15 protein-coding genes are annotated in these 20,082 nt (G+C 72.2%); 10 read left to right on the plus strand and 5 right to left on the minus strand.

What is annotated here, in order from left to right; translation table 11 throughout:
* Window positions 1–23: 23 nt before the first annotated feature.
* Window positions 24–3,695, minus strand: coding sequence for a serine/threonine-protein kinase (locus DP939_RS11230; protein ID WP_158578538.1), 3,672 nt, complete (start codon window positions 3,693–3,695; stop codon window positions 24–26).
* Window positions 3,696–4,081: 386 nt separating this feature from the next.
* Between DP939_RS11230 and DP939_RS49095 the strand changes: the two genes are divergently transcribed.
* Complete coding sequence (locus tag DP939_RS49095; protein ID WP_318656277.1) at window positions 4,082–5,065, plus strand: chorismate mutase; 984 nt, start codon at window positions 4,082–4,084, stop codon at window positions 5,063–5,065.
* Between the two features lie 170 nt (window positions 5,066–5,235).
* The gene (gene dnaE, locus DP939_RS11240) at window positions 5,236–8,760 is read left to right on the plus strand and encodes a DNA polymerase III subunit alpha (protein WP_113980553.1); all 3,525 of its coding nucleotides are present in this window, start codon (window positions 5,236–5,238) and stop codon (window positions 8,758–8,760) included.
* Between the two features lie 18 nt (window positions 8,761–8,778).
* Here dnaE and DP939_RS11245 read toward each other — a convergent pair whose 3' ends face one another.
* Both DP939_RS11245 and murA read right to left on the minus strand, forming a co-directional pair.
* Entirely contained in the window at window positions 8,779–11,079 is a 2,301-nt protein-coding gene (locus DP939_RS11245; RefSeq protein WP_263972308.1) for a transglycosylase domain-containing protein, read from the minus strand.
* Window positions 11,080–11,144: 65 nt separating this feature from the next.
* A complete protein-coding gene (murA, locus tag DP939_RS11250) occupies window positions 11,145–12,464 on the minus strand; it encodes a UDP-N-acetylglucosamine 1-carboxyvinyltransferase (RefSeq protein ID WP_113980554.1) in 1,320 nt (439 codons plus the stop codon).
* A gap of 94 nt (window positions 12,465–12,558) precedes the next feature.
* Here murA and DP939_RS11255 point away from each other — a divergent pair, with 94 nt between their 5' ends.
* Window positions 12,559–13,062: a hypothetical protein gene (locus tag DP939_RS11255; RefSeq protein WP_113980555.1), complete on the plus strand. Its 504-nt coding sequence runs from the start codon at window positions 12,559–12,561 to the stop codon at window positions 13,060–13,062.
* Window positions 13,063–13,120: 58 nt separating this feature from the next.
* On the opposite strand, the gene DP939_RS11260 is transcribed toward DP939_RS11255, so the two are convergent.
* Both DP939_RS11260 and ybaK read right to left on the minus strand, forming a co-directional pair.
* Window positions 13,121–14,575, minus strand: a complete 1,455-nt coding sequence (locus DP939_RS11260; protein ID WP_113980556.1) for an amidase — start codon at window positions 14,573–14,575, stop codon at window positions 13,121–13,123.
* Between the two features lie 7 nt (window positions 14,576–14,582).
* Entirely contained in the window at window positions 14,583–15,083 is a 501-nt protein-coding gene (ybaK, locus tag DP939_RS11265) for a Cys-tRNA(Pro) deacylase (RefSeq protein ID WP_113980557.1), read from the minus strand.
* A gap of 109 nt (window positions 15,084–15,192) precedes the next feature.
* On the opposite strand from ybaK, the gene hisD reads away from it, so the two are divergent.
* From hisD to priA, 7 genes are read left to right on the plus strand one after another with little or no spacing between them, the layout of a single operon-like run.
* A complete protein-coding gene (gene hisD / locus DP939_RS11270; RefSeq protein WP_113980558.1) occupies window positions 15,193–16,500 on the plus strand; it encodes a histidinol dehydrogenase in 1,308 nt (435 codons plus the stop codon).
* Window positions 16,497–17,585 carry a histidinol-phosphate transaminase gene (locus DP939_RS11275; RefSeq protein WP_199565085.1) on the plus strand — a complete coding sequence of 363 codons (1,089 nt, stop codon included), beginning with the start codon at window positions 16,497–16,499 and terminating at the stop codon, window positions 17,583–17,585. The genes hisD and DP939_RS11275 overlap by 4 nt, the downstream gene beginning before the upstream one ends.
* Window positions 17,582–18,172, plus strand: coding sequence for an imidazoleglycerol-phosphate dehydratase HisB (gene hisB / locus DP939_RS11280; protein ID WP_113980559.1), 591 nt, complete (start codon window positions 17,582–17,584; stop codon window positions 18,170–18,172). Before DP939_RS11275 ends, hisB begins: the two co-directional genes overlap by 4 nt.
* Window positions 18,169–18,324, plus strand: coding sequence for a hypothetical protein (locus DP939_RS46120; protein WP_158578539.1), 156 nt, complete (start codon window positions 18,169–18,171; stop codon window positions 18,322–18,324). Before hisB ends, DP939_RS46120 begins: the two co-directional genes overlap by 4 nt.
* On the plus strand, window positions 18,318–18,953 hold the full coding sequence (gene hisH / locus DP939_RS11285) for an imidazole glycerol phosphate synthase subunit HisH (RefSeq protein ID WP_113980744.1): 636 nt from the start codon (window positions 18,318–18,320) through the stop codon (window positions 18,951–18,953). Before DP939_RS46120 ends, hisH begins: the two co-directional genes overlap by 7 nt.
* Window positions 18,954–18,971: 18 nt before the next feature.
* Window positions 18,972–19,310: a hypothetical protein gene (locus DP939_RS11290; RefSeq protein ID WP_113980560.1), complete on the plus strand. Its 339-nt coding sequence runs from the start codon at window positions 18,972–18,974 to the stop codon at window positions 19,308–19,310.
* A gap of 4 nt (window positions 19,311–19,314) precedes the next feature.
* The gene (priA, locus tag DP939_RS11295) at window positions 19,315–20,040 is read left to right on the plus strand and encodes a bifunctional 1-(5-phosphoribosyl)-5-((5-phosphoribosylamino)methylideneamino)imidazole-4-carboxamide isomerase/phosphoribosylanthranilate isomerase PriA (RefSeq protein ID WP_113980561.1); all 726 of its coding nucleotides are present in this window, start codon (window positions 19,315–19,317) and stop codon (window positions 20,038–20,040) included.
* Window positions 20,041–20,082 lie beyond the last annotated feature (42 nt).

Here is a 20,082-nt window from a genome sequence, read left to right on the forward strand (position 1 = left end):
AGGAAGGGCGTTACGGACATACCTCACTTGGCGGGCTGGAAGGTCCTCGCGAAGGTGTCGAAGAAGGACAGGTCCTTTTTCCAGCTATCGGCCTTGGTGTGCCAGTAGAGCGCGTAACCCTTGCCGCCGTCGGTGACGAAGCCCCGGTTGCGGACACGCGCCCGGTCCGACTTCAGCTGCCAGGTGAACTCCCAGTCGGCCGCGGCCTTCATGTAGTCCACCTTCTCGATCTTCACGATCTTGTAGCCCCTGAAGGACTTCCGCGCGCTCTTCTCCTGCACCACCCAGTCCTTGTACGGGTCGGACCCGGCGTCCGCCGCCTCCTCGATCAGCAGGTAACTGCCCTTCGCCGTCCCCGGCCCGTGGAACCACACCGAACGCCCCTTCTCCTGATAGGCCGACCAGCCTTTCGGCAGGGCGATGGAGAAACCGCGCTCGTTCTTGTAGGTCCACCATCCTTCGGGGGCCTTGGTATCGGGTTTCGGGTCTTCGTCTTCCTCCTTGTCGGACTTGTCATCCGATTTCGGGGGCTCGGCGGACTTCTCCGGGGCGGATTGCGGCGGCGAGACGGATTGCCGTCCGCCCTGTTCGCTCTTGCTCTTCTCCCCTTCTTTCTTTTTCTTGTCGTCGTCCTTGCCGCCACTGGCGTCGGAGGAGGGGCTGCTGGTGATCTCGGCGGTGCCGGTACCGCCGTCGGAGGCGCTGCGCATCCCCAGCCACCATGCGATCAGCCCCACGAGCACGACGGCCAGCACGACGAACGGGATGGCGCGCTTGAACTGACCGCCGGGGAGCAGGCCGGGACGATCTCCGGGCGGCGGGGCGGGCGGGAAGTCCGCAGGCCCGAACGACGGCCGGGGGCCGGTCGGCGGGAACTCGACCGCGGTCCGCGCGGCGGGCGGCTCCTGACGCGGCGGGTCCTTCCTGAACCAGCCCGCCAGTTCCTCATCGATGCCGATGGCAGGCGGTTTCTTCGGGGACGGCCGCTTTTCGGGGACCGGGTCCAGTCGCGCGGTCTGCCCGTCCTTGGCGACGTTCTTTACGGCTTTGGAGGGCTTGGCGGATTTGCCGGGTGTTTTGTCGCTGGACGGTCCTGCCGCCTTGGGCGCCGGGGAGGCGGTTTCCTTGCCGGCGGCCGCGGTGGGTTTGGCGGATTTTCCGGATGCCGCGCTGGGCTTGTCCTTTTTGTCGTCGTCGGTGGCGCGGGTGGCCGGCCCTGCGGTCGCGGCCTTCGGGGTGGCCTTGGCGGGCTTTCCGGGTGTGGCGCCGGAATGGTTCTCTTCGTTGCCGGTGGCCGAGCCGGATGGGCCTGCCGCCTTGGGCTTCGCGGTCTCCGCGCCTGTTCCGCCCTGTTCGGCGGTGGAGCGGGACGGCTCGGCCGCCTTCGGCGTCGATGGCGGGGCTTCACCGTCCGCGGGCTCGCCGGGAGCCGAAGCGGCCGCGGAGCCGCCGGACTCTTCCTTGATCGAAGGGGCGAGGGCGGTGTCATCGGCCTCGGCATCGATCGGGGCGATGTCCGGTGAGGTGTCGTCCGTCGCGGCGTCGGACACGGCGGAGGCTTCGGCCGCCGCGGTACCGGCGTCGGAGGTGTCCGGCCCGGGGTCCTTGCCCGATTCGGCCGGGGCGGCGGTCTTGGCACCGGCGCCGGAGGCCGCCTTGCCCTTGGCGGTGGCCCCCTGTTTTCCGGCCTTGGAACCGGTGCCGCTCTCCGGGGCCTTCGCCGTACCGGCGGGCTTGCCCTTGGCGGTACTGGCGGACGCGGACGGCTTCCCGCTCTCCGGGGCCGTCGGGCTTTTCGCGTCCGCCGGTTCACCGGACTTCTCGGAGAGCGTGACCTTGGTGGTGGCGGCCTGATCGGTGGCGGGCTTCGGCGTCGCCGTACGCGCGTAGGGAGGACGGCGGCGCGTCGCCGCGTCATCCTGCCCGCCCGCCGCCTCTTCGTCGGCAGGCGACGCGAACGCGCCCTTCCCGTACCCCTTGGGAGGCGCGCCCTGCCCGAACGCGCCGCGACCGGGGGCATCCGGGGGAGAGGTGGAGGCGAACGCGCCCCGCCCAGGAGTGGCCTGGGAGGCGGCCTTCTCGAACGCGCCCAGCCCCGAAGTGCCCGGTTCGGTACCGGAGGTGGACACCGGCGGCACGGCCAGCTTCGTCTCCGGCTCGGAGGACGCCTCCACCTCAGGGGACTCGCCTTGGGCCGCGTCCTCTTCCGCCTCGGCGGCCTTCGGTGGTACGGGGGCCGAGGCCCTCTGCTCCGGCGCGGGCCGCCCGGTGGACGGCGGCCCGCCTAATGCCGACCCGCCGCCGGGTACGGCGGGTGGCGGCGCGCCCGTGGGGCCGCTGGAGGGTTTTCCGCTTTCCGATCCGGCGGGCGGCGGTGTGCTCTTGGGGCCGCCGGCGGGAGACTTGCTCGCGGGTGCGGCCGATGGCGATGCGCTGCCGCGTGCGGCGGGTGGCGGCGTGGCCGCGGGCCCGCCGGACGGGATACCGCTCGCGGGCGGGGCCGATGGTGGCGGGCCGCCGGCAGGGGCGCTGGGCGGGGAAGCGGGGGTGGGCCGTGCCGGCGCGGGCGCCGGGCGGGGCTGGGCGGCCGGGCGAGGGGCCGGGTCCTGGGCGGGGCCGTAAGGGGGCTGCTGGCGGGCGGCGTCGGCCGCCGGGCCGTAGGGGTTCCCGGGGCGCCTCGGGTCCGGGGCGGGGCGGTGGGGAGCGCCCTGGCGTCCCGCATCCGCCGGAGGACCGTAAGGGGCGGCCGGGCGCTGCGGGCCTCCCGCGCGGTTCGGTGGCGGCGGAACCGGCGTACGCCCGGGCCCCTGAGCGGGCCCCGGGCCCGGCCGCCGCTGGACCGGGCGGATCGCGGGCATGATGCGGGTCGGGTTGCCGCCGTCCAGTACCTGGCGCAGCATCCGCGTGGCCTCGTCATGGGAGAGCCGCTGCACGGGCTCCTTCAGCAGCAGCCCCTCGATCACCGGCAGCAGCGGCCCCGCGTGCGGCGCGGGGTCGGGCGCGTCGGTCAGTACCGAGTGCATGGTCGCCAGCGGCGTGCCGCGATCATGCGGCGGGCGGCCCTCCACCGCCGCGTACAGGGTCGCGCCCAAGGACCACAGGTCCGACTCACGGCGCGCCGGACGCCCGCGCAGCCGCTCCGGCGCGATGAACGCCGGAGTGCCCGCCAGCCCGGTCATGGTGAGCTGGGTCTCCGCCTCCAGCGTGGCGATGCCGAAGTCGGTGAGCACCACCCGGCCGTCATCGGCCAGCAGCACGTTCTCCGGCTTGACGTCCCGGTGCAGCACGCCGGCCTTGTGCGCGCTGCGCAGCGCGCTGACCACCTCCAGGCCGATCTTGGCGGCCCGCTGCGCGAGCAGCGGCCCCTCCTGCTTGATCACCTGCCCGAGCGACCGCGAGGGGACCAGTTGCATGACGATCCAGGGCCGGCCGTCCTCCTCGATCACGTCATGGACGACCACCACGTTGGGATGGCTCAGCCGCGCCGCGGCCCGGGCCTCCCGCAAGGTACGGCGGTTGAGCTGCTGCACCTCGTCACCGAGCGCGACCGCGTAGCGCACCTCCTTGACGGCGACCCGCCGGTCCAGCAGATCGTCGTGAGCGGCCCACACCACGCCCATGCCGCCGCGCCCGATGGGTTCGAGCAGATGGTAACGCTTTGCTACCACACGTTCGCTGCGCTGCCCCTCCGACATCACCGACTTTGACCCCCTCCCTGAAGCTAAAAATCCTCCCATAGAGGTGGATCTGGAGCGACCGCAAGCCGTTGCACGGCGGGCGATCCAGAGTCCGCACAGTGACCAGGATCTTCCGTCAAGTGGCGCGACGGGTGGTGATGGCCTAAGGTCATGGGCATGGATCACCATTTCGCGTTTATCGAGCCGGCTCCGGGAGGGCCGGTCGCACCAGCGTGAAGTAGCGATCGACCGGAGCCGGCTCAAGGCAGGGACGACACGTCTCTGCCTTTTGTTTTACCTCTTCACCTCACCCGCCGGCTCGTGGGGAACGCACGGCCGGCCCAATGCACAGGAGCCGAGATGTCGTCGATTTCCCTGCATGGTCAGTGGGAAAGGTCCGATTCGTGAGCGTAGAAATTCCGGACCTGCGCACGACGCGGGTCGTACGGATCGGACAGGTACCACTGGGTCAGGACGTCCTGCCGGTGGTGATAGGCGGAACCGCCGCGGCGGCCGGGCCGGGCGGCGCGCCCGGCGCGGCACAGGACATCCGATGGATCACGCTGCGTGGTCATCACGGACGCCGCCCGGCGGGCGAGATGGTCGCCGAGGCCCGCGCCGGATGGGCGGGCCCGATCCTGGTGGAGCCGTTCTCGGCCGCCGATCTGCCGGACATCGCGGAGCAGGCCGACGGCGTGGTCGTCGGCGCGGCCTGGATGCAGGACTTCCGGCTGGTGCGCGCCGCGGCCAAACTCGGGCTCCCGGTGATCGTGCAGCGTGGCCCGGCCGCGACGCTGGAGGAGTGGCTGGCCATCGCCGACTACTGCGTGGCCGAGGGCAACGACCAGGTGGCGCTGTGCGAGTGCGGCAGCCGTACGCCCATGCCGGGCGGCGGGATCACGCTCGACCTGGCCATGGCGCGCGAGGCGCGGGACCGCACCGGCAGGCCGGTACTGGTCGCGCTCGGCCGGGACGCCGAGCTGGCCGGGGCGGCGGTCGCGGCCGGGGCCGACGGGCTGATGCTCGCCCCCGACGCCGAACGCGAGGTCGTGGCGGCGGCCAGGGAGGCGGCGGTCGTGGTGGGCGCGATGGTGCGCCGCGAGGACCCCGCCACGGTGGCCGAGGCCCGTCAGGTCATCGACCGGGTGGACGCCGCGCTGGCCACGCTCCTGGAACGCCGGGCCGAGCTGGCCGGCGTCGTGCAGCGGCTGAAGCCGGTGGGCGGGTTCGCCGGGCGCGACATGGAACGCGAGCGCAGCCTGGTGGCCGCCATGGCCCGCCGCGCCCCCGTCCTGGGCGCGGACCGCCTGGCCCCGGTGATGAACGCCGTGATCGAGGCGGGCCTGCACCTGGCCGAGGAGCGCCGCGCCGGGCCGGACGGCGGGTGATCCTCCCGCGCCCCGGCAGGCGTGTCGCCGCGGCGCGGACCCTTTCCCGCTGGTGACGGGGCGGCGCCCGGCAGGTGTCCGGATGACGGGCGCCGGGTGGCCGCAACGCCCGCCGAACACGCGTAGGCTCTTGTCCGCCGCCTTTCGCGAGTGGTGATCGAGGGAGCCGCATGAGCGAGTCGTTCGTCCATCTGCACGTGCACACCGAGTACTCCATGCTCGACGGTGCCGCCCGGTTGAAGCAGATGTTCAAGCAGGTGGGCGATCTGGGCATGCCGGCCATCGCGATCACCGACCACGGCAACATGCACGGCGCCTACGACTTCTACAGGCAGGCCATGGCCGCCGACATCAAGCCGATCATCGGGATCGAGGCGTACGTCGCGCCGGAGCTGCGGCACAACAAGAAGCCGGTCCTGTGGGGCGAGCCGCACCAGAAGCGGGACGACGTCTCGGCGGGCGGCTACTACACCCACATGACCATCTGGGCTCGTGACAAGACGGGCCTGCACAACCTGATGAAGCTCAGCTCGCGGGCCTACACCGAGGGGTTCGTCCGCAAGTGGGCCCGGATGGACGCCGAGCTGCTCGCCGAGCACTCGGCGGGGCTCATGGCCACCACCGGCTGCCCGTCCGGCGAGGTCCAGACGCGGCTGCGGCTCGGCCAGTACGACGAGGCCGTCAAGGCCGCCGCGAAGTTCCAGGAGATCTTCGGCAAGGAGAACTACTTCCTGGAGGTCATGGACCACGGCCTGGACATCGAGCGCCGGGTCCGCGACGGCCTCACCCGGATCAGCCGGGAGCTGGACATCCCGCCGCTGGTCACCAACGACTCGCACTACACCTACGAGTCCGACGCCACCGGCCACGACGCCCTGCTGTGCATCCAGACCGGCAAGCAGCTGTCCGACCCCGACCGGTTCAGGTTCGACGGCACCGGCTACTACGTCAAGACCGCCGACGAGATGCGGGCGATCCACCCCAACGAGGAGCTGTGGCAGGAGGGCTGCCGCAACACGCTGCTGGTCGCCGAGCGGGTGGACCCGGCGGGGTTCTTCGAGTTCAAGAACCTCATGCCCACCTACCCGATCCCGGAGGGCATGTCCGAGGCCGAGTTCTTCCGGTCCCAGGTCTGGGAGGGGATGGGCCGCCGCTGGCCGGAGGGCTTCGACGAGGAGCACCGCAAGCAGGCGGAGTACGAGATCGGGATCATCGAGCAGATGGGCTTCCCGTCCTACTTCCTCGTGGTCGCCGACTTCATCATGTGGGCCAAGGCCAACGGCATCCGGGTGGGCCCGGGGCGTGGTTCGGCGGCCGGTTCGCTGGTGGCCTACGCGCTCGGCATCACCGACCTCGACCCGCTCCCGCACGGGCTGATCTTCGAGCGGTTCCTCAACCCCGACCGCGTCTCCATGCCCGACGTCGACATCGACTTCGACGAGCGCAGGCGCGGTGACGTGATCCGGTACGTCACCGACAAGTGGGGCGCCGACAAGGTCGCCATGATCGCCACGTTCGGCACCATCAAGGCGAAGGCCGCCATCAAGGACGCCGCACGCGTCCTGGGCTACCCGTACGCGCTCGGCGACAAGGTGTCCAAGGCGTTCCCGCCGTCGGTGATGGGCAAGGACATCCCGCTCTCGGGCATCTTCGACGCCGACCACCCGCGCTACAACGAGGCGGGCGAGCTGCGCAAGCTGTACGAGGAGGACGTCGATGTCAAGGCCGCGGTCGACCTGGGCAGGGGCCTTGAGGGCCTGATCCGCCAGACCGGCGTGCACGCCGCCGGCGTGATCATGTCCGCCGAGGTGATCACCGACCACATCCCGATCATGCGCCGCGACTCCGACGGCGCGATCATCACGCAGTTCGACTACCCGACCTGCGAGACGCTCGGCCTGCTGAAGATGGACTTCCTGGGCCTGCGCAACCTGACGATCATCGACGACTGCCTGAAGATGGTCGAGGGCAACACCGGCGAGCGGATCGACCTGCTGAAGCTGCCGCTCGACGACCCCAAGACCTACGAGCTCCTCGGCCGGGGCGACACCCTGGGAGTGTTCCAGCTGGACGGCGGCGGCATGCGCTCGCTGCTGCGGCTGATGAAGCCCGACAACTTCGAGGACATCTCCGCGGTCGGCGCCCTCTACCGGCCCGGCCCGATGGGCGCCAACTCCCACACCAACTACGCGCTGCGCAAGAACGGCCAGCAGAAGATCGAGCCGATCCACCCCGAGTTCGAGGAGTCCCTGGCCGAGATCCTCGGCACGACCTACGGCCTGATCGTCTACCAGGAGCAGGTCATGGCCATCGCGCAGAAGGTCGCCGGGTTCTCGCTCGGCAAAGCGGACCTCCTCCGCCGCGCGATGGGCAAGAAGAAGAAGGCCGAGCTGGACAAGCAGTTCGCCTCCTTCGAGCAGGGCATGAAGGACAACGGATACTCCGCCGCGGCGATCAAGACGCTGTGGGACATCCTGCTGCCCTTCTCCGACTACGCGTTCAACAAGGCGCACAGCGCCGCGTACGGCCTGGTCTCCTACTGGACCGCCTACCTCAAGGCCAACTACCCGGCCGAGTACATGGCGGCGCTGCTGACGTCCGTCAAGGACGACAAGGACAAGTCCGCCCTCTACCTCAACGAGTGCCGCCGGATGGGCATCAAGGTGCTGCCGCCCGACGTCAACGACTCCGACTTCGACTTCACCCCGCGCGGCGCGGACGTCCGGTTCGGCCTGTCGGCGATCCGCAACGTCGGCGGCAACGTGGTGGACGGCATCATCGCGGCCCGCCGGGAGAAGAGCCGGTTCACCGACTTCAAGGACTTCCTGCGCAAGGTCCCCGCGCTCGTCTGCAACAAGCGCGTGATCGAGTCGCTGATCAAGGCGGGCGCCTTCGACTCCTTCGGGCATGTCCGCAAGGGCCTGGTCATGGTCCACGAGCAGTCCGTGGACGCGATCATCGACATCAAGAAGAACGAGGCGATCGGCCAGGACTCCCTGTTCGGCGCGGTCGAGGGCGTGGAGGACCAGACCTTCGACGTGCAGATCCCGGAGGGGGAGTGGGACAAGAGCACGGTGCTGGCCTTCGAGCGGGAGATGCTCGGCCTGTACGTCTCCGACCACCCGCTGCTGGGCGTGGAGCACATCCTGTCCCAGGGGGCCGACTGCTCGATCGCCGCGCTGCAGGCCGACGAACGGCCGGACGGCCAGGTGATCACGGTCGGCGGCATCCTGTCGGGGTTGCAGCGCAAGGTCACCAAGAAGGGCGACACATGGGTGCTCACCCAACTGGAGGACCTTGAGGGCTCCATCGAGGTGATGATCTTCCCATCCGCCTACCAGCTCTGCGCCACGATCCTGGCCGAGGACGCCATCGTCTTCGTCAAGGGCCGCCTGGACAAGCGGGAGGACGTCGCCAAGATCATCGCGATGGAGGTCACCGCCCCCGACCTGACCCAGGAGGCCGGCGGCCCGCTGCTGGTCAGCCTGGCCCTCAGCCGCTGCACACCACCGCTGGTGGGCCGGCTGAAGGAGGTGCTGACCACCCATCCGGGCACCACCGAGATCCACCTGCAGGTCCACAACGGGGCCAGGACGACGGTGCTGCGCCTGGACGACCGCCTGCGGGTGTCCCCCTCCCCGGCGCTGATGGGCGACCTCAAGCAGCTTCTCGGCCCCGCCTGCCTCGGGGCCTGACCCCGGGCCAAGGCGGGGTCAGCGGCCCCAGGGCAGGTTCAGCCAGCGGTCGATCACCCGGGTGTGGCGGTGGTGCCGGTGCTGGCGGTGGTTCCGGTGGCCGCCGCGGGCCCGGTGGTGGCCGTCGCGGCCGTGGCGCCGCCACCGGCGGCCCTCGCCGCGGTGGTGCCGCCCCTCGCCGCGTTCGGCCTCCGCCTGTTCGAGGCCGGGGGTGTGCCCGCCGCCGAAGCGCGACATGTCCGGCCTGCGGAACGGTGTGGGCGCGGTGTCGCGCAGCGCGCGGGACATGGAGTCCACCCAGATGGGCCCCGGCAGCGACGCCCCCTGCACGCTGCCGTAGTGGGTGCCGCCGATGGTCACGCCGCGCAGCGGGTAGCGGTAGGAGCCCCGGATGTCGCCCACGCTGACCGCCGCGGCCAGGTCCGGGGTGTACCCGGCGAACCACGCCGAGGTGTAGCCGTTGTTGGTGCCGGTCTTGCCCGCCGCGTCGCGGCCGATGTCCTGGCCGCGCATGGTGCCCTTGTCGAAGACGCCGCGCAGCACGTGGGAGACCGCGTCGGCGACGTCGGGCTCGATGGCCTGGGAGCAGTCCGGGGGCACGCGGGTGGCCCGCCCGCCCGGCTCGGCGATCTCGGCGATCACCATCGGCCGGCAGTACCTGCCCCTGGCGCCGAAGGCGGCGAAGGCCGCGGCGACCGTCACCGGATCGACCTCGTTGACGCCGAGGGTGAACGTCGGCACCTCGCGCAGCGGTGTCCCGTCCGCGCGCTTGACGCCGAACCTGCGGGCCGTCCGCACCACGTCGCACAGCCCGACCTTCTGCTCCAGCATCATGTAGAAGATGTTCACCGACTTCCAGGTGCCGGTGGAGATGCTGTGCGGGCCGCCCTCGCCCTCGCCGCTGGCGTTGTGGATCACGGTGCCGGGGTCGTTGACCGGGTTGCCGTGGCAGTCGCGGTACCCGTACCCGGCGACGAACGACCCGGGCGTGTTGAAGCCCTCGTCGAACCGCCAGCCCTCGGCCAGCGCCGTGGCCAGCGTGAACACCTTGAACGTCGAGCCCGCCTGGAGCCCCTGCCCGCCGCCGTGCGCGATGTCGGCGGGCAGGTTGTAGGTGGTGTGGTCGCCGTGCTTGCTGTTGCGCGGATTGCGGCCGTAGCGCTTGCTGGCCGCCAGCGCGCGGATCATGCCGGTGCCCGGCTCGATCATCGCCTCGGCCGCGACCTGGGCGTCGGCGGGGTCCACCTGCGCCGAGACCGCCTTCTCGGCGGCGCGCTGGATGCGCGGGTCCAGGGTGGTGCGCAGCACGATCCCGCCGTGCATCAGGCGGCGCTGGCGTTCGGCCCTGGTGTGCCCGAACGCGGGGTTGGCCAGCAGCTCCTTCTGCACGTACAGGCAGAAATAGGGCGAAGAGCTCTCCGAGCAGCCGCCCGGCTCGGGGCGCAGCCTGATGCCGAGCCCTTCCCGCCGCGCCTCCGCGGCCCGCGCCGCGGTGATCATGCCGAGACCGGCCATCCGGTCCAGCACCAGGTCACGGCGTTCGCGCAGGCGCTGCCTGCGGCTCGGCCCGAGGGCCGGGTCCGTCTCGTACGGCCGGCGCACCGCTCCCGCCAGCGTCGCCGCCTGCCCCAGCGTGAGCCGGTCGGCCGTGGTGGAGAAGAACCGCCGGGCCGCCGCCTCCACCCCGAACGCGCCCGCCCCGAAGTAGGTGATGTTGAGGTAGCGCTCCAGGATCTCGTCCTTGGTGTACTTCTTCTCCAGCGCCAGCGCGTACCGCAGCTCGCTGATCTTCCTGCGCAGGCTCGGCGCCCGCGCGCGCTGCCGCTCCTGCTCCGACTCCGCGGCCTCCACCAGGATGTTCTTCACGAGCTGCTGGGTGAGGGAGGAGCCGCCCTGCCGGATGCCGCCCGCCTGGGTGTTGGTGATCAGCGCCCGCAGCGTGCCCCGGACGTCGAGCCCGCCGTGCTCGTAGAACCTGGCGTCCTCGATGGCCACCAGGGCCTGCCGCATCACCGGGGCCACCCGCGACAGCGGCACGGTGGTGCGGTTTTGGAAGTAGAACTGGGCGAACTGCCGGCCCCGGGTGTCCAGCAGGCGCGTGTGCTGGGCCAGCGGCACCTCGCGCGGCGCGGCCGGCAGGTCGGTGAAGGTGGCCGAGACCTGCTTGGCCGCCAGCCCCGCCCCGCCCACCGCGGGCAGCGCGAGCGCGGCGGCGAGCAGCCCGCCGAGCGCGCCCGCCATGGCCAGCTTGGCGAGCGCCCCCTGCCCGGCGGCCGGCGCCCCGTCACGCCGCTTACGCGCGGCCCTACCCGACCTCACGTCTGGGTAGGTGCAACCAGCCGATCAGTGTCAAACGCCGCCCGCCGGAATCTTTACTCCGCGCTTCACTTCACCGGGGCCATTTCCCTGCTGATCTTCAGCCCGAGCGAGGCGAACTGCTCGAACGGCCGGTGGTAGCCCCGCTCGATGTGGTGGACCCCGCGCAGCGTGGAGGTGCCCTCCGCCGCGGCGGCGGCCAGCACCGCGGAGAACCCGGCGCGGATGTCGGGCAGGCGTACGTCCGCTCCGCGCAGCTTGGACACCCCGCGCACCACGGCGGAGTGCTTGGCGTTGGTGTCGTGGTAGCGGCAGGCGGGCCCGCCCAGGCACACGTCGAACACCTCGATCTCACAGCCCATCTTCTGCAGCGCGGGCACATAGACCAGGCGGTTCTCGAAGACCGTCTCGTGCAGCACGGACATGCCGTGGCTCTGGGTGAACAGCACCATCAGCGGGGTCTGCCAGTCGGTCATGAACCCCGGATGGGTGTCGGTCTGCACGGCCGCCTGGCGCAGCCCGTCGGGGGCCGACGCCGACAGCCAGTCATCGGTGATGTCCACCTGCGCGCCCATCCGGGCGAGCGTGGTGATCGCGGTGACCAGGCGGTCCTGGGGGCACCCGTGGACCCGCACCTGACCGCCGGTGATCAGCCCGGCCACCAGGTAGGAGAACGCCTCGATGCGGTCGCCCGCCAGCCAGGTGGAGGCGCCGCGCAGGGTCGGCACGCCCTCGATCACGATCCTGCGGTCGGGACTCAGCTCGATGCGCGCCCCCATCCGCTGCAGGAACAGCGCCAGCTCCACGACCTCCGGCTCCATCGCCGCGCCCTTGAGCACCGTCTTGCCCTCGGCGCGCACCGCGGACATCAAGATCGTCTCGGTGGCGCCGACGCTCGGGTACGGCAGCTCGATCCGGGTGCCGTGCAGCGCCTTGGCCTTGGCGGTGATGCCGCTGTCGCCGACCTCGATCTCCGCGCCCATCGCGCGCAGCGCCTCGACGTGGAAGTTGACCGGCCTGCGGCCGATCGGGTCGCCGCCGACCAACGGCACGTACGCCTCGCCCGCCAGGTGCAGCAACGGCCCCAGCATCAGGATCGGGATCCGGTTCAGGCCGGTGAACGCCGCCGGGACCTGCGGCTGGATGACGGGGCCCTGCGAGATGGCGATCTCCCGCTGGGTGATCTCCACGTTCATCCCGAGCGCCCGGAGCATCGCCGCGGTGATCTCCACCTCGCCGACCTCGGGCGCGTTCTGGATCGTGCTCTCCCCCGTGCCGAGCATCGCCGCGACCATGTGCTTGGACACGGCGTTCTTGGACCCCCGGACCTCGACGTCGCCGCGCAGCGGTCCGGAGGGCTCGATCAGCCAGACCTCTTCTTCGTTCACGCGCCAAAGCCTAGCGAAGCGGCTCTCGTGGGCCCCGTGACCGTCGGCCTCCTTCTGTAGCATCGGAGGAATCCAACCAAAAAGGGGGCCCTCCTTGCGGGAGTCGCGGGACTTCGCCGTAACCGTGCTCGTGCTGGCCGTGCTGGGTGTCGCGGCGGGGGTGGTCTGGTCGCTGGTCGCGCCGCGCGCGCCGTACGTCGCGCTGGACGGCGGACCGGCCCTCGCCGATCCGTCCACCCAGGCCCTCGTCGCCGCCGACGGATGGTTCGCGGTGATCACCGGCGCGGTGGGGCTCGCGGTGGGGCTGGTGGGGTTCGTGCTGTCGCGGGGGCGTTCGCCCGCCGTGCTGGCGGGGCTCGCTGGCGGCGGGCTGGTGGCCGCGTTCCTGGCCCGCTGGATCGGCGGCGTGGTCAACCTCGGCACCGCGCACGTCGCGGCGCCGGTCGCGGGCGGGCCCGCCGTGCCGGGGGCGCTGGAGCTGACCGCGTCCGGGGTGCTGGTGACCTGCCCGCTGCTGGCCGTCGGCCTGTACGGCCTGCTGCTCGGCCTCGGCCTCTACCGCGACGACGACCCCGTCCCGTCGCCACCGCCCCTGTAGCCCGGGCGTGGCGGCCCAGTGAGTAGAGCAGGCCAGTAGAGCAGGTCGGTAGAGCAGGTCAGCCGAGCAGTGGCGGGCGGCGGGCCGCGTGGCCGGTGGCGGCCTCGAACGCCGCCGCCGCCCGCAGCACGCCCGCGTCGCCGTACGGCCGGCCCACGAGCTGCACCCCCACCGGCAGCCCGTCCGGCGTGAACCCGCACGGCACCGACGCCGCCGGCGCGTGCAGCACGCTGATCCAGTACGCCGACCGCATCCACGCCAGGTAGTCCGGCATCGGCACCCCCGCCACCACCGCCACGTGCGGCTCCTCGACGGGGAACGGCGGCACCTGGCTGACCGGGGCGATCAGCAGGTCGTAGTTCGCCCAGAAGGCGCTCATCCTGCGGAACAGGCCGGTGCGCAGGCGTTCGGCCCTGGCCAGGTCGGCCGCGGTGAGCGCGCGCCCGGCCGTGACGTTCCAGCGCACGTTCTCGGCCAGCTCGGACTGCGGCAGCTCGCCGTAGGCGAGCGTGTAGTACCATGCCCGGTAGATCCGGAAGGCGTCGTCGGCGGCGGACAGGTCGAGGTCCACCCGCTCGACCCGCGCGCCCAGCCGCTCGAAGACCGCGGGCGCCCGCGCGGTGATCGCCGCGGTGTCCGGGTCCACCGGGAGCCCGCCCAGATCGGGGCTCCAGGCCACCCGCAGACCGGTCAGGCCGTCCGGCGCGGACAGCGCATGGGACAGCGAACTGGACAGCGCGTTGGACAGGGCCGTGAACTCCGACCCGTCGCCGGGCAGGGTCAGCGGCGAGGAGTGATCGAACCCGGCGATCACGCCGAGCAGCAGCGCCAGGTCGCCGACCGTCCGTGCCATCGGGCCGCTGACGCCCAGGGTGTACCAGGCGGCGGTGCCGGTGGCGGGGGAGGGCACCAGGCCGGGGGTCGGCCGCAGGCCGGTCACGTTGCAGAACGAGGCCGGGTTGCGCAGCGAGCCGCCCATGTCGGAGCCGTCGGCGAGCGGGACCATGCCGGTGGCCAGCGCCGCCGCCGCGCCCCCGCTGCTGCCGCCCGCGCTCCTGGCCGTGTCGTAGGGGTTGCGGGTGGCGCCGAACACCGCGTTGACGGTGTGCGAGCCGGTGCCGAACTCGGGGGTGTTGGTCTTGCCCACGGTGATCGCGCCTGCCGCGCGCATCCGCCGCACGATCACCGCGTCGCGGTCGGGCACGTGCTCCTCGTACAGCCGCGAGCCGTAGGTGGTGCGGATGCCCGCGGTGTCCACCAGGTCCTTGTGCGCGACCGGCAGCCCGTGCAGGGGGCCGCGCAGGTGACCGGCCGCGAGGTCGGCGTCGGCCTTGGCGGCCTCGGCCAGCGCCTGGTCGGCCACCAGCGTGACGATGGCGTTGACCGTGCCGTTGACCCGCTCGATCCGGCGCAGGCACGACTCCACCAGCTCGACGGCGGTGATGTGGCGTTCGCGTACGAGCCGGGCGGCCTCGACGGCGGTGAGGTCGCACGGCTCGGTGTCGCTGATCATGGCGGGCTCAGCCCGCCTTGGCGATGGCGGCGGTGACGCCCCTGGTCAGCTCGACGAGCACGGACGGGGCGGTCTCGATCTGCAGGCCCCTGCGCCCCGCGGAGAAGTAGATCGTCTCGAACGCGAGCGCCGAGGAGTCGATCACCGTGGGCAGGCTCCGGCGCTGGCCGAGCGGGCTGATGCCGCCCACCACGTATCCGGTGACCCGCTCGACCTTGCCGGACTCGGCCATGACCGCGCGCTTGCCGCCGAGCGCCGCCGCGAACGCCTTCAGGTCGAGCTTGCCCGCCACCGGCACCACGGCGACCGCCAGGCCGTCCTCGACCTCGGCGACCAGTGTCTTGAAGATCCGCTCGTGCGGCACGCCGAGCGCGTCGGCGGCCTCCTCGCCGTACGCCTGAGCGCTCGGGTCGTGCTCGTACGGATGCAGGGTGAAACCGGCCCTGGCCTGTGTCAGCGCCACGGTGGCCGGGGTGCCCTGCCCGCCCTTGCTCTTGCTCCTGCCCACAGGGAGAGCCTAGGGGAAGACCAAAGATCTACTTTGTAAAGGCCGAGGGACGGGTGTCCACAAGGTGGACAGAACGAGTTTCGTCTTGCGCACTCCGTAAACTGGTGAGGTGATTTCCCGTATCGATCTGCGCGGAGGGCTCCCCAGAGACCTCCGCGCCGTGCTGCCCCGCGCCGAGCTCGACGTCGAGGCCGCCCTTGCCAAGGTGCGGCCGATCTGCGATGACGTGCGTCATCGTGGCGTGGCCGCGATCCGGGAGCTCACCGCACGCTTCGAGGGTGTGGAGCTGGCCTCCACCCGCGTCCCCGTCCAGGCCCTGGCCGACGCGCTGGCCGCGCTCGACCCCAAGGTCCGCGCGGCCCTTGAGGAGTCCATCCGCCGCGCCCGGCTGGTCCACCGCGCCCAGCGGCGGTCCGACGTCACCACCCAGGTGGTGCCCGGCGGCACGGTCACCGAGCGCTGGGTGCCGGTCGAGCGGGTCGGCCTCTACGTCCCGGGCGGCCGGGCGGTCTACCCGTCCAGCGTGGTCATGAACGTCGTGCCCGCCCAGGAGGCCGGGGTCGGCTCCCTGGCGGTCACCAGCCCGGCGCAGGCCGCGTTCGGCGGTCTGCCGCACCCGTCGATCCTGGCCGCGTGCGCGCTGCTCGGCGTCGATGAGGTCTACGCCGTGGGCGGCGCCCAGGCGGTCGCCATGTTCGCGTACGGCACGCAGGAGTGCCCGCCCGCGACCATGGTCACCGGCCCGGGGAGCATCTGGGTGGCGGCGGCCAAGCGGCTGCTCAAGGGCCGGATCGGCATCGACTCGGAGGCCGGCCCCACCGAGATCGCCGTCCTCGCCGACCGCACCGCCGACCCGGTCCACGTCGCCGCCGACCTGATCAGCCAGGCCGAGCACGACGTGATCGCCGCCGCGGTGCTGGTCACCGATGACGCAGACCTGGCCGCCCGGGTGGAGAAGGAGCTGGCCGCGCAGGTCGCCGCGACGCGGCACGGCGAGCGGGTCACCGAGGCCCTTTCCGGCAGGCAGTCCGGCATCGTGCTCGTCTCGGGCATCGACGACGGCCTCGCGGTGGTCGACGCTTACGCCGCCGAGCACCTGGAGATCCAGACCGCCGACGCCGCCGCGGTCGCCGCCCGCGTGCGCAACGCCGGGGCGATCTTCATCGGCCCCTACTCCCCGGTCTCGCTGGGCGACTACCTGGCCGGCTCCAACCACGTGCTGCCCACCGGCGGGTGCGCCTGCCACTCCTCGGGCCTGTCGGTCCAGACGTTCCTGCGCGGCATCCACGTGGTGGAGTACGACCGCGCGGCGCTGGCCGGGGCGGCGGCCCATGTGTGCACGCTGGCCGACACCGAAGACCTGCCCGCCCACGGCGCCGCGATCCGCGCCAGGTTCGACTGGGGGCTGCCCTCGTGACCTCGCTCTCCGACCTGCCGATCCGCGAAGATCTGCGCGGACGCTCGCCGTACGGCGCTCCGCAGATCGACGTGCCGGTCCGGCTCAACACCAACGAGAACCCCTACCCGCCGTCGCCGGGGCTGGCCGACGACCTGGCCCGGGCGGTGCGCGAGCAGGCCGTCGGCCTCAACCGCTACCCCGACCGCGACGCGGTCGAGCTGCGCGCCCGGCTCGCCGACTATCTCGGGCACGACCTGTCCGGCGAGCGGGTGTGGGCGGCCAACGGGTCCAACGAGGTGATCCAGCAGATCCTGCAGGCGTTCGGCGGCCCGGGGCGCACGGCGCTGGGCTTCGAGCCGTCCTACTCGATGCACCCCATCCTGACCAGGGGCACCGCGACCGAGTGGATCGCCGCCGCCCGCGAGGACGACTTCGGCATCGACCCCGGCAAGGCGGTGGCCGCGATCGAGGAGCACCGGCCCGACGTGGTGTTCCTCACCTCGCCCAACAACCCGACCGGCACCGCGCTGCCGATGCACGTGATCGAGCGGGTGGTCGCCGCCGCGCCCGGCATGGTGGTCGTCGACGAGGCCTACTTCGAGTTCGCCCGCACCGGCACGCCGTCGGCGCTGACGCTGCTGCCCGGCCACCCGCGGCTGATCGTGACCCGCACGATGTCCAAGGCGTTCGCGATGGCGGGCACCCGGCTGGGCTACCTGGCCGCGCACCCGGCGGTGATCGAGGCGCTGCTGCTGGTCCGCCTGCCGTACCATTTGTCGTCGTTGACGCAGGCGGCGGCGCTGGTCGCGCTGGCCCACCACGCGGAGCTGCTGGGCACGGTCGATCGGTTGCGCGCCGAGCGCGACGCGACGGTGGCCTGGCTGCGCGGCAAGGGCCTGTCCGCGGCCGACTCCGACGCCAACTTCGTGCTGTTCGGGCGCTTTCCCGACCGCCGCGCGGTCTGGGAGGCGCTGCTGGCGCGCGGGGTGCTGGTCCGCGAGCTGGGCCCGGCGGAGTGGCTGCGGGTTTCGATCGGGACGGGCGAGGAGATGGCGGCCTTCCGGGCCGCACTGGAAGGCGCCGTGATGGAGGGGGCTGCATGAGGTTCGGCCGGGTGGAGCGTACGACCAAGGAGACCTCGGTGCTGGTCGAGGTCGGCCTGGACGGCACCGGGCAGGTCGATGTCGCGACCGGAGTGGGGTTCTTCGACCACATGCTCGCGCAGCTCGGCAAGCACGGGCTGTTCGACCTGACCGTCAAGACCGAGGGCGACCTGCACATCGACTCCCACCACACGATGGAGGACACCGCGCTGGCGCTGGGGGCGGCGTTCCGCGAGGCGCTGGGCGACAAGTCCGGCATCCGGCGGTTCGGCAGCGCGTCGTGCCCGCTGGACGAGTCGCTGGCCCAGGTCACCGTCGACCTGTCGGGGCGGCCCTACCTGGTCCACACCGAGCCGGAGGGCATGGCCCCGATCATCGGCCGCGACTACGACACCACCATGACCAGGCACATCCTGGAGTCCCTGGTGGCCCAGGCGGCGATCTGCCTGCACGTCCACGTCCCCTATGGTCGCAACGCCCACCACATCGTGGAGGCCCAGTTCAAGGCGCTGGCCAGGGCGCTGCGCGAGGCGTCCGAGCGCGACCCCCGGGTCACCGGGGTGCCCAGTACCAAGGGCGTCCTGTGACGAACAACTGGACCGCCGCGGTCATGATGTTCGTCGGGCTCTTCCTGATCGGCGGCGTCGTCTCCTTCTTCAAGCAGGGCATGAAGCTGTTCGCCGTGGTGCTCGGCGTCGGCGCGGCCCTGGCGATCACGGCGGGGGTGCTGTGGTGGTGAAGGACGTCGTCATCCTCGACTACGGCTCGGGCAACCTGCGCTCGGCCGAGCGGGCGCTGGCCCGCGCCGGCGCCCAGGTGACGGTCACGGCCGACTACGACGCGGCGCTCAACGCCGACGGCCTGGTGGTGCCGGGCGTCGGCGCGTTCGCCGCGTGCATGGCGGGCCTGACCGGCGTACAGGGCGACCGGCTGGTGGCCCGGCGGCTGGCGGCCGGGCGTCCGGTGCTCGGCATCTGCGTCGGCATGCAGATCCTGTTCGAGGAGGGCGTCGAGCACGGCGTGCACACCAAGGGCTGCGGCGAGTGGCCCGGCACCGTTGAGCGCCTGTCCGCGCCGATCCTGCCGCACATGGGCTGGAACACCGTGGCCGCGCCCGAGGGCTCGGTGCTGTTCGCCGGGCTGCCCGCCGGCACCCGGTTCTACTTCGTCCACTCCTACGGCGTGCGGCAGTGGGAGCTGGCCGCCGGTCCGGGGTTCGCCGACCCGCTGGTGACCTGGTCCCGGCACGGCGAGCCGTTCGTGGCGGCGGCCGAGAACGGCCCGCTGTCGGCCACCCAGTTCCACCCGGAGAAGTCGGGAGACGCCGGAGCGGCGCTCCTGGCCAACTGGGTCGGCTCGCTCGGCTGAGCGCGCGATGAGGCGAGCGTGAGCAAGGAGCGGGCCCGCCGCCGGGCCGAGCGGGAGGCCGAACGCGAACGGCAGGCCGCGCTGCGCGCCCGGCAGGAGGCCAGGACGGCCCGCCGCCGGGAGCGGCGCGGCAGGCTGCTGGCCGTGCTGCCCCGCCGGGTGCGGGTGGCCAGGCAGGGCGGCCTGCTCGCCCGCCGCCAGCGCGCCCAGAACGCGGTGTTCCTGGTGCTCTTCCTGATCGTCCAGGTGCTCGCCTGGCTGCTGTTCTCCACCTGGGCGGCCCGGCTGGGCGTCCTGGTGTTGTCGTTGCTGATCGTCCCGGTGCTCGTCACCCTCGTCTTCGACCGGAGGTCGTGAACAAATGTCGTCGCTGGTGCTGCTGCCCGCCGTAGACGTAGCGGACGGCCAGGCCGTGCGCCTGGTGCAGGGCGAGGCCGGGACGGAGACGTCCTACGGCGATCCGCTCGCCGCCGCGCTGGCCTGGCAGGAGGCCGGGGCGGAGTGGGTCCACCTGGTCGACCTCGACGCGGCCTTCGGCCGGGGTACCAACCGCGAGCTGCTGGCCTCCGTGGTGGGCGCGCTCGACGTCCAGGTCGAGCTGTCCGGCGGGATCAGGGACGACGAGTCCCTGACCGCGGCCCTGTCCACCGGGTGCCGCAGGGTCAACATCGGGACCGCCGCCCTGGAGGACCCGGTCTGGTGCGCCAAGATCATCGCCGAGTACGGCGACCGGGTCGCGGTCGGCCTCGACGTCCGCGGCACCACCCTGGCCGCCCGCGGCTGGACCCGCGAGGGCGGCGACCTGTGGGAGGTGCTGGACCGGCTGGAGTCGGAGGGCTGCTCCCGGTACGTGGTCACCGACGTCACCAAGGACGGCACGCTGCGCGGCCCCAACGTCGAGCTGCTGCGCCAGGTGTGCGCGCGCACCGAGCGTCCGGTGATCGCCAGCGGCGGCGTCTCCTCGCTGGACGACCTGCGGGTGCTGTCCTCGCTGGTCCCCGAAGGGGTGGAGGGCGCGATCGTCGGCAAGGCGCTGTACGCGCAGGCGTTCACCCTTCCCGAGGCCCTGGCCGCGGTCGCCGCCTGACGTGGCGCGCCGGGTACGCTGGGTGACGGACGAACGGGAAGG

Source organism: Spongiactinospora rosea, assembly GCF_003315795.1.
Taxonomy (GTDB): Bacteria; Actinomycetota; Actinomycetes; order Streptosporangiales; family Streptosporangiaceae; genus Spongiactinospora; species Spongiactinospora rosea.

Excerpts from the sequence above, each read along its gene's own strand:
- hisB (WP_113980559.1), top strand. The coding sequence starts at position 17,582 with ATGAGGTTCGGCCGGGTGGAGCGTACGACCAAGGAGACCTCGGTGCTG.
- priA (WP_113980561.1), top strand. The coding sequence starts at position 19,315 with ATGTCGTCGCTGGTGCTGCTGCCCGCCGTAGACGTAGCGGACGGCCAG.
- DP939_RS11230 (WP_158578538.1), bottom strand. The coding sequence starts at position 3,695 with ATGTCGGAGGGGCAGCGCAGCGAACGTGTGGTAGCAAAGCGTTACCAT.
- DP939_RS11260 (WP_113980556.1), bottom strand. The coding sequence starts at position 14,575 with ATGATCAGCGACACCGAGCCGTGCGACCTCACCGCCGTCGAGGCCGCC.
- dnaE (WP_113980553.1), top strand. The coding sequence starts at position 5,236 with ATGAGCGAGTCGTTCGTCCATCTGCACGTGCACACCGAGTACTCCATG.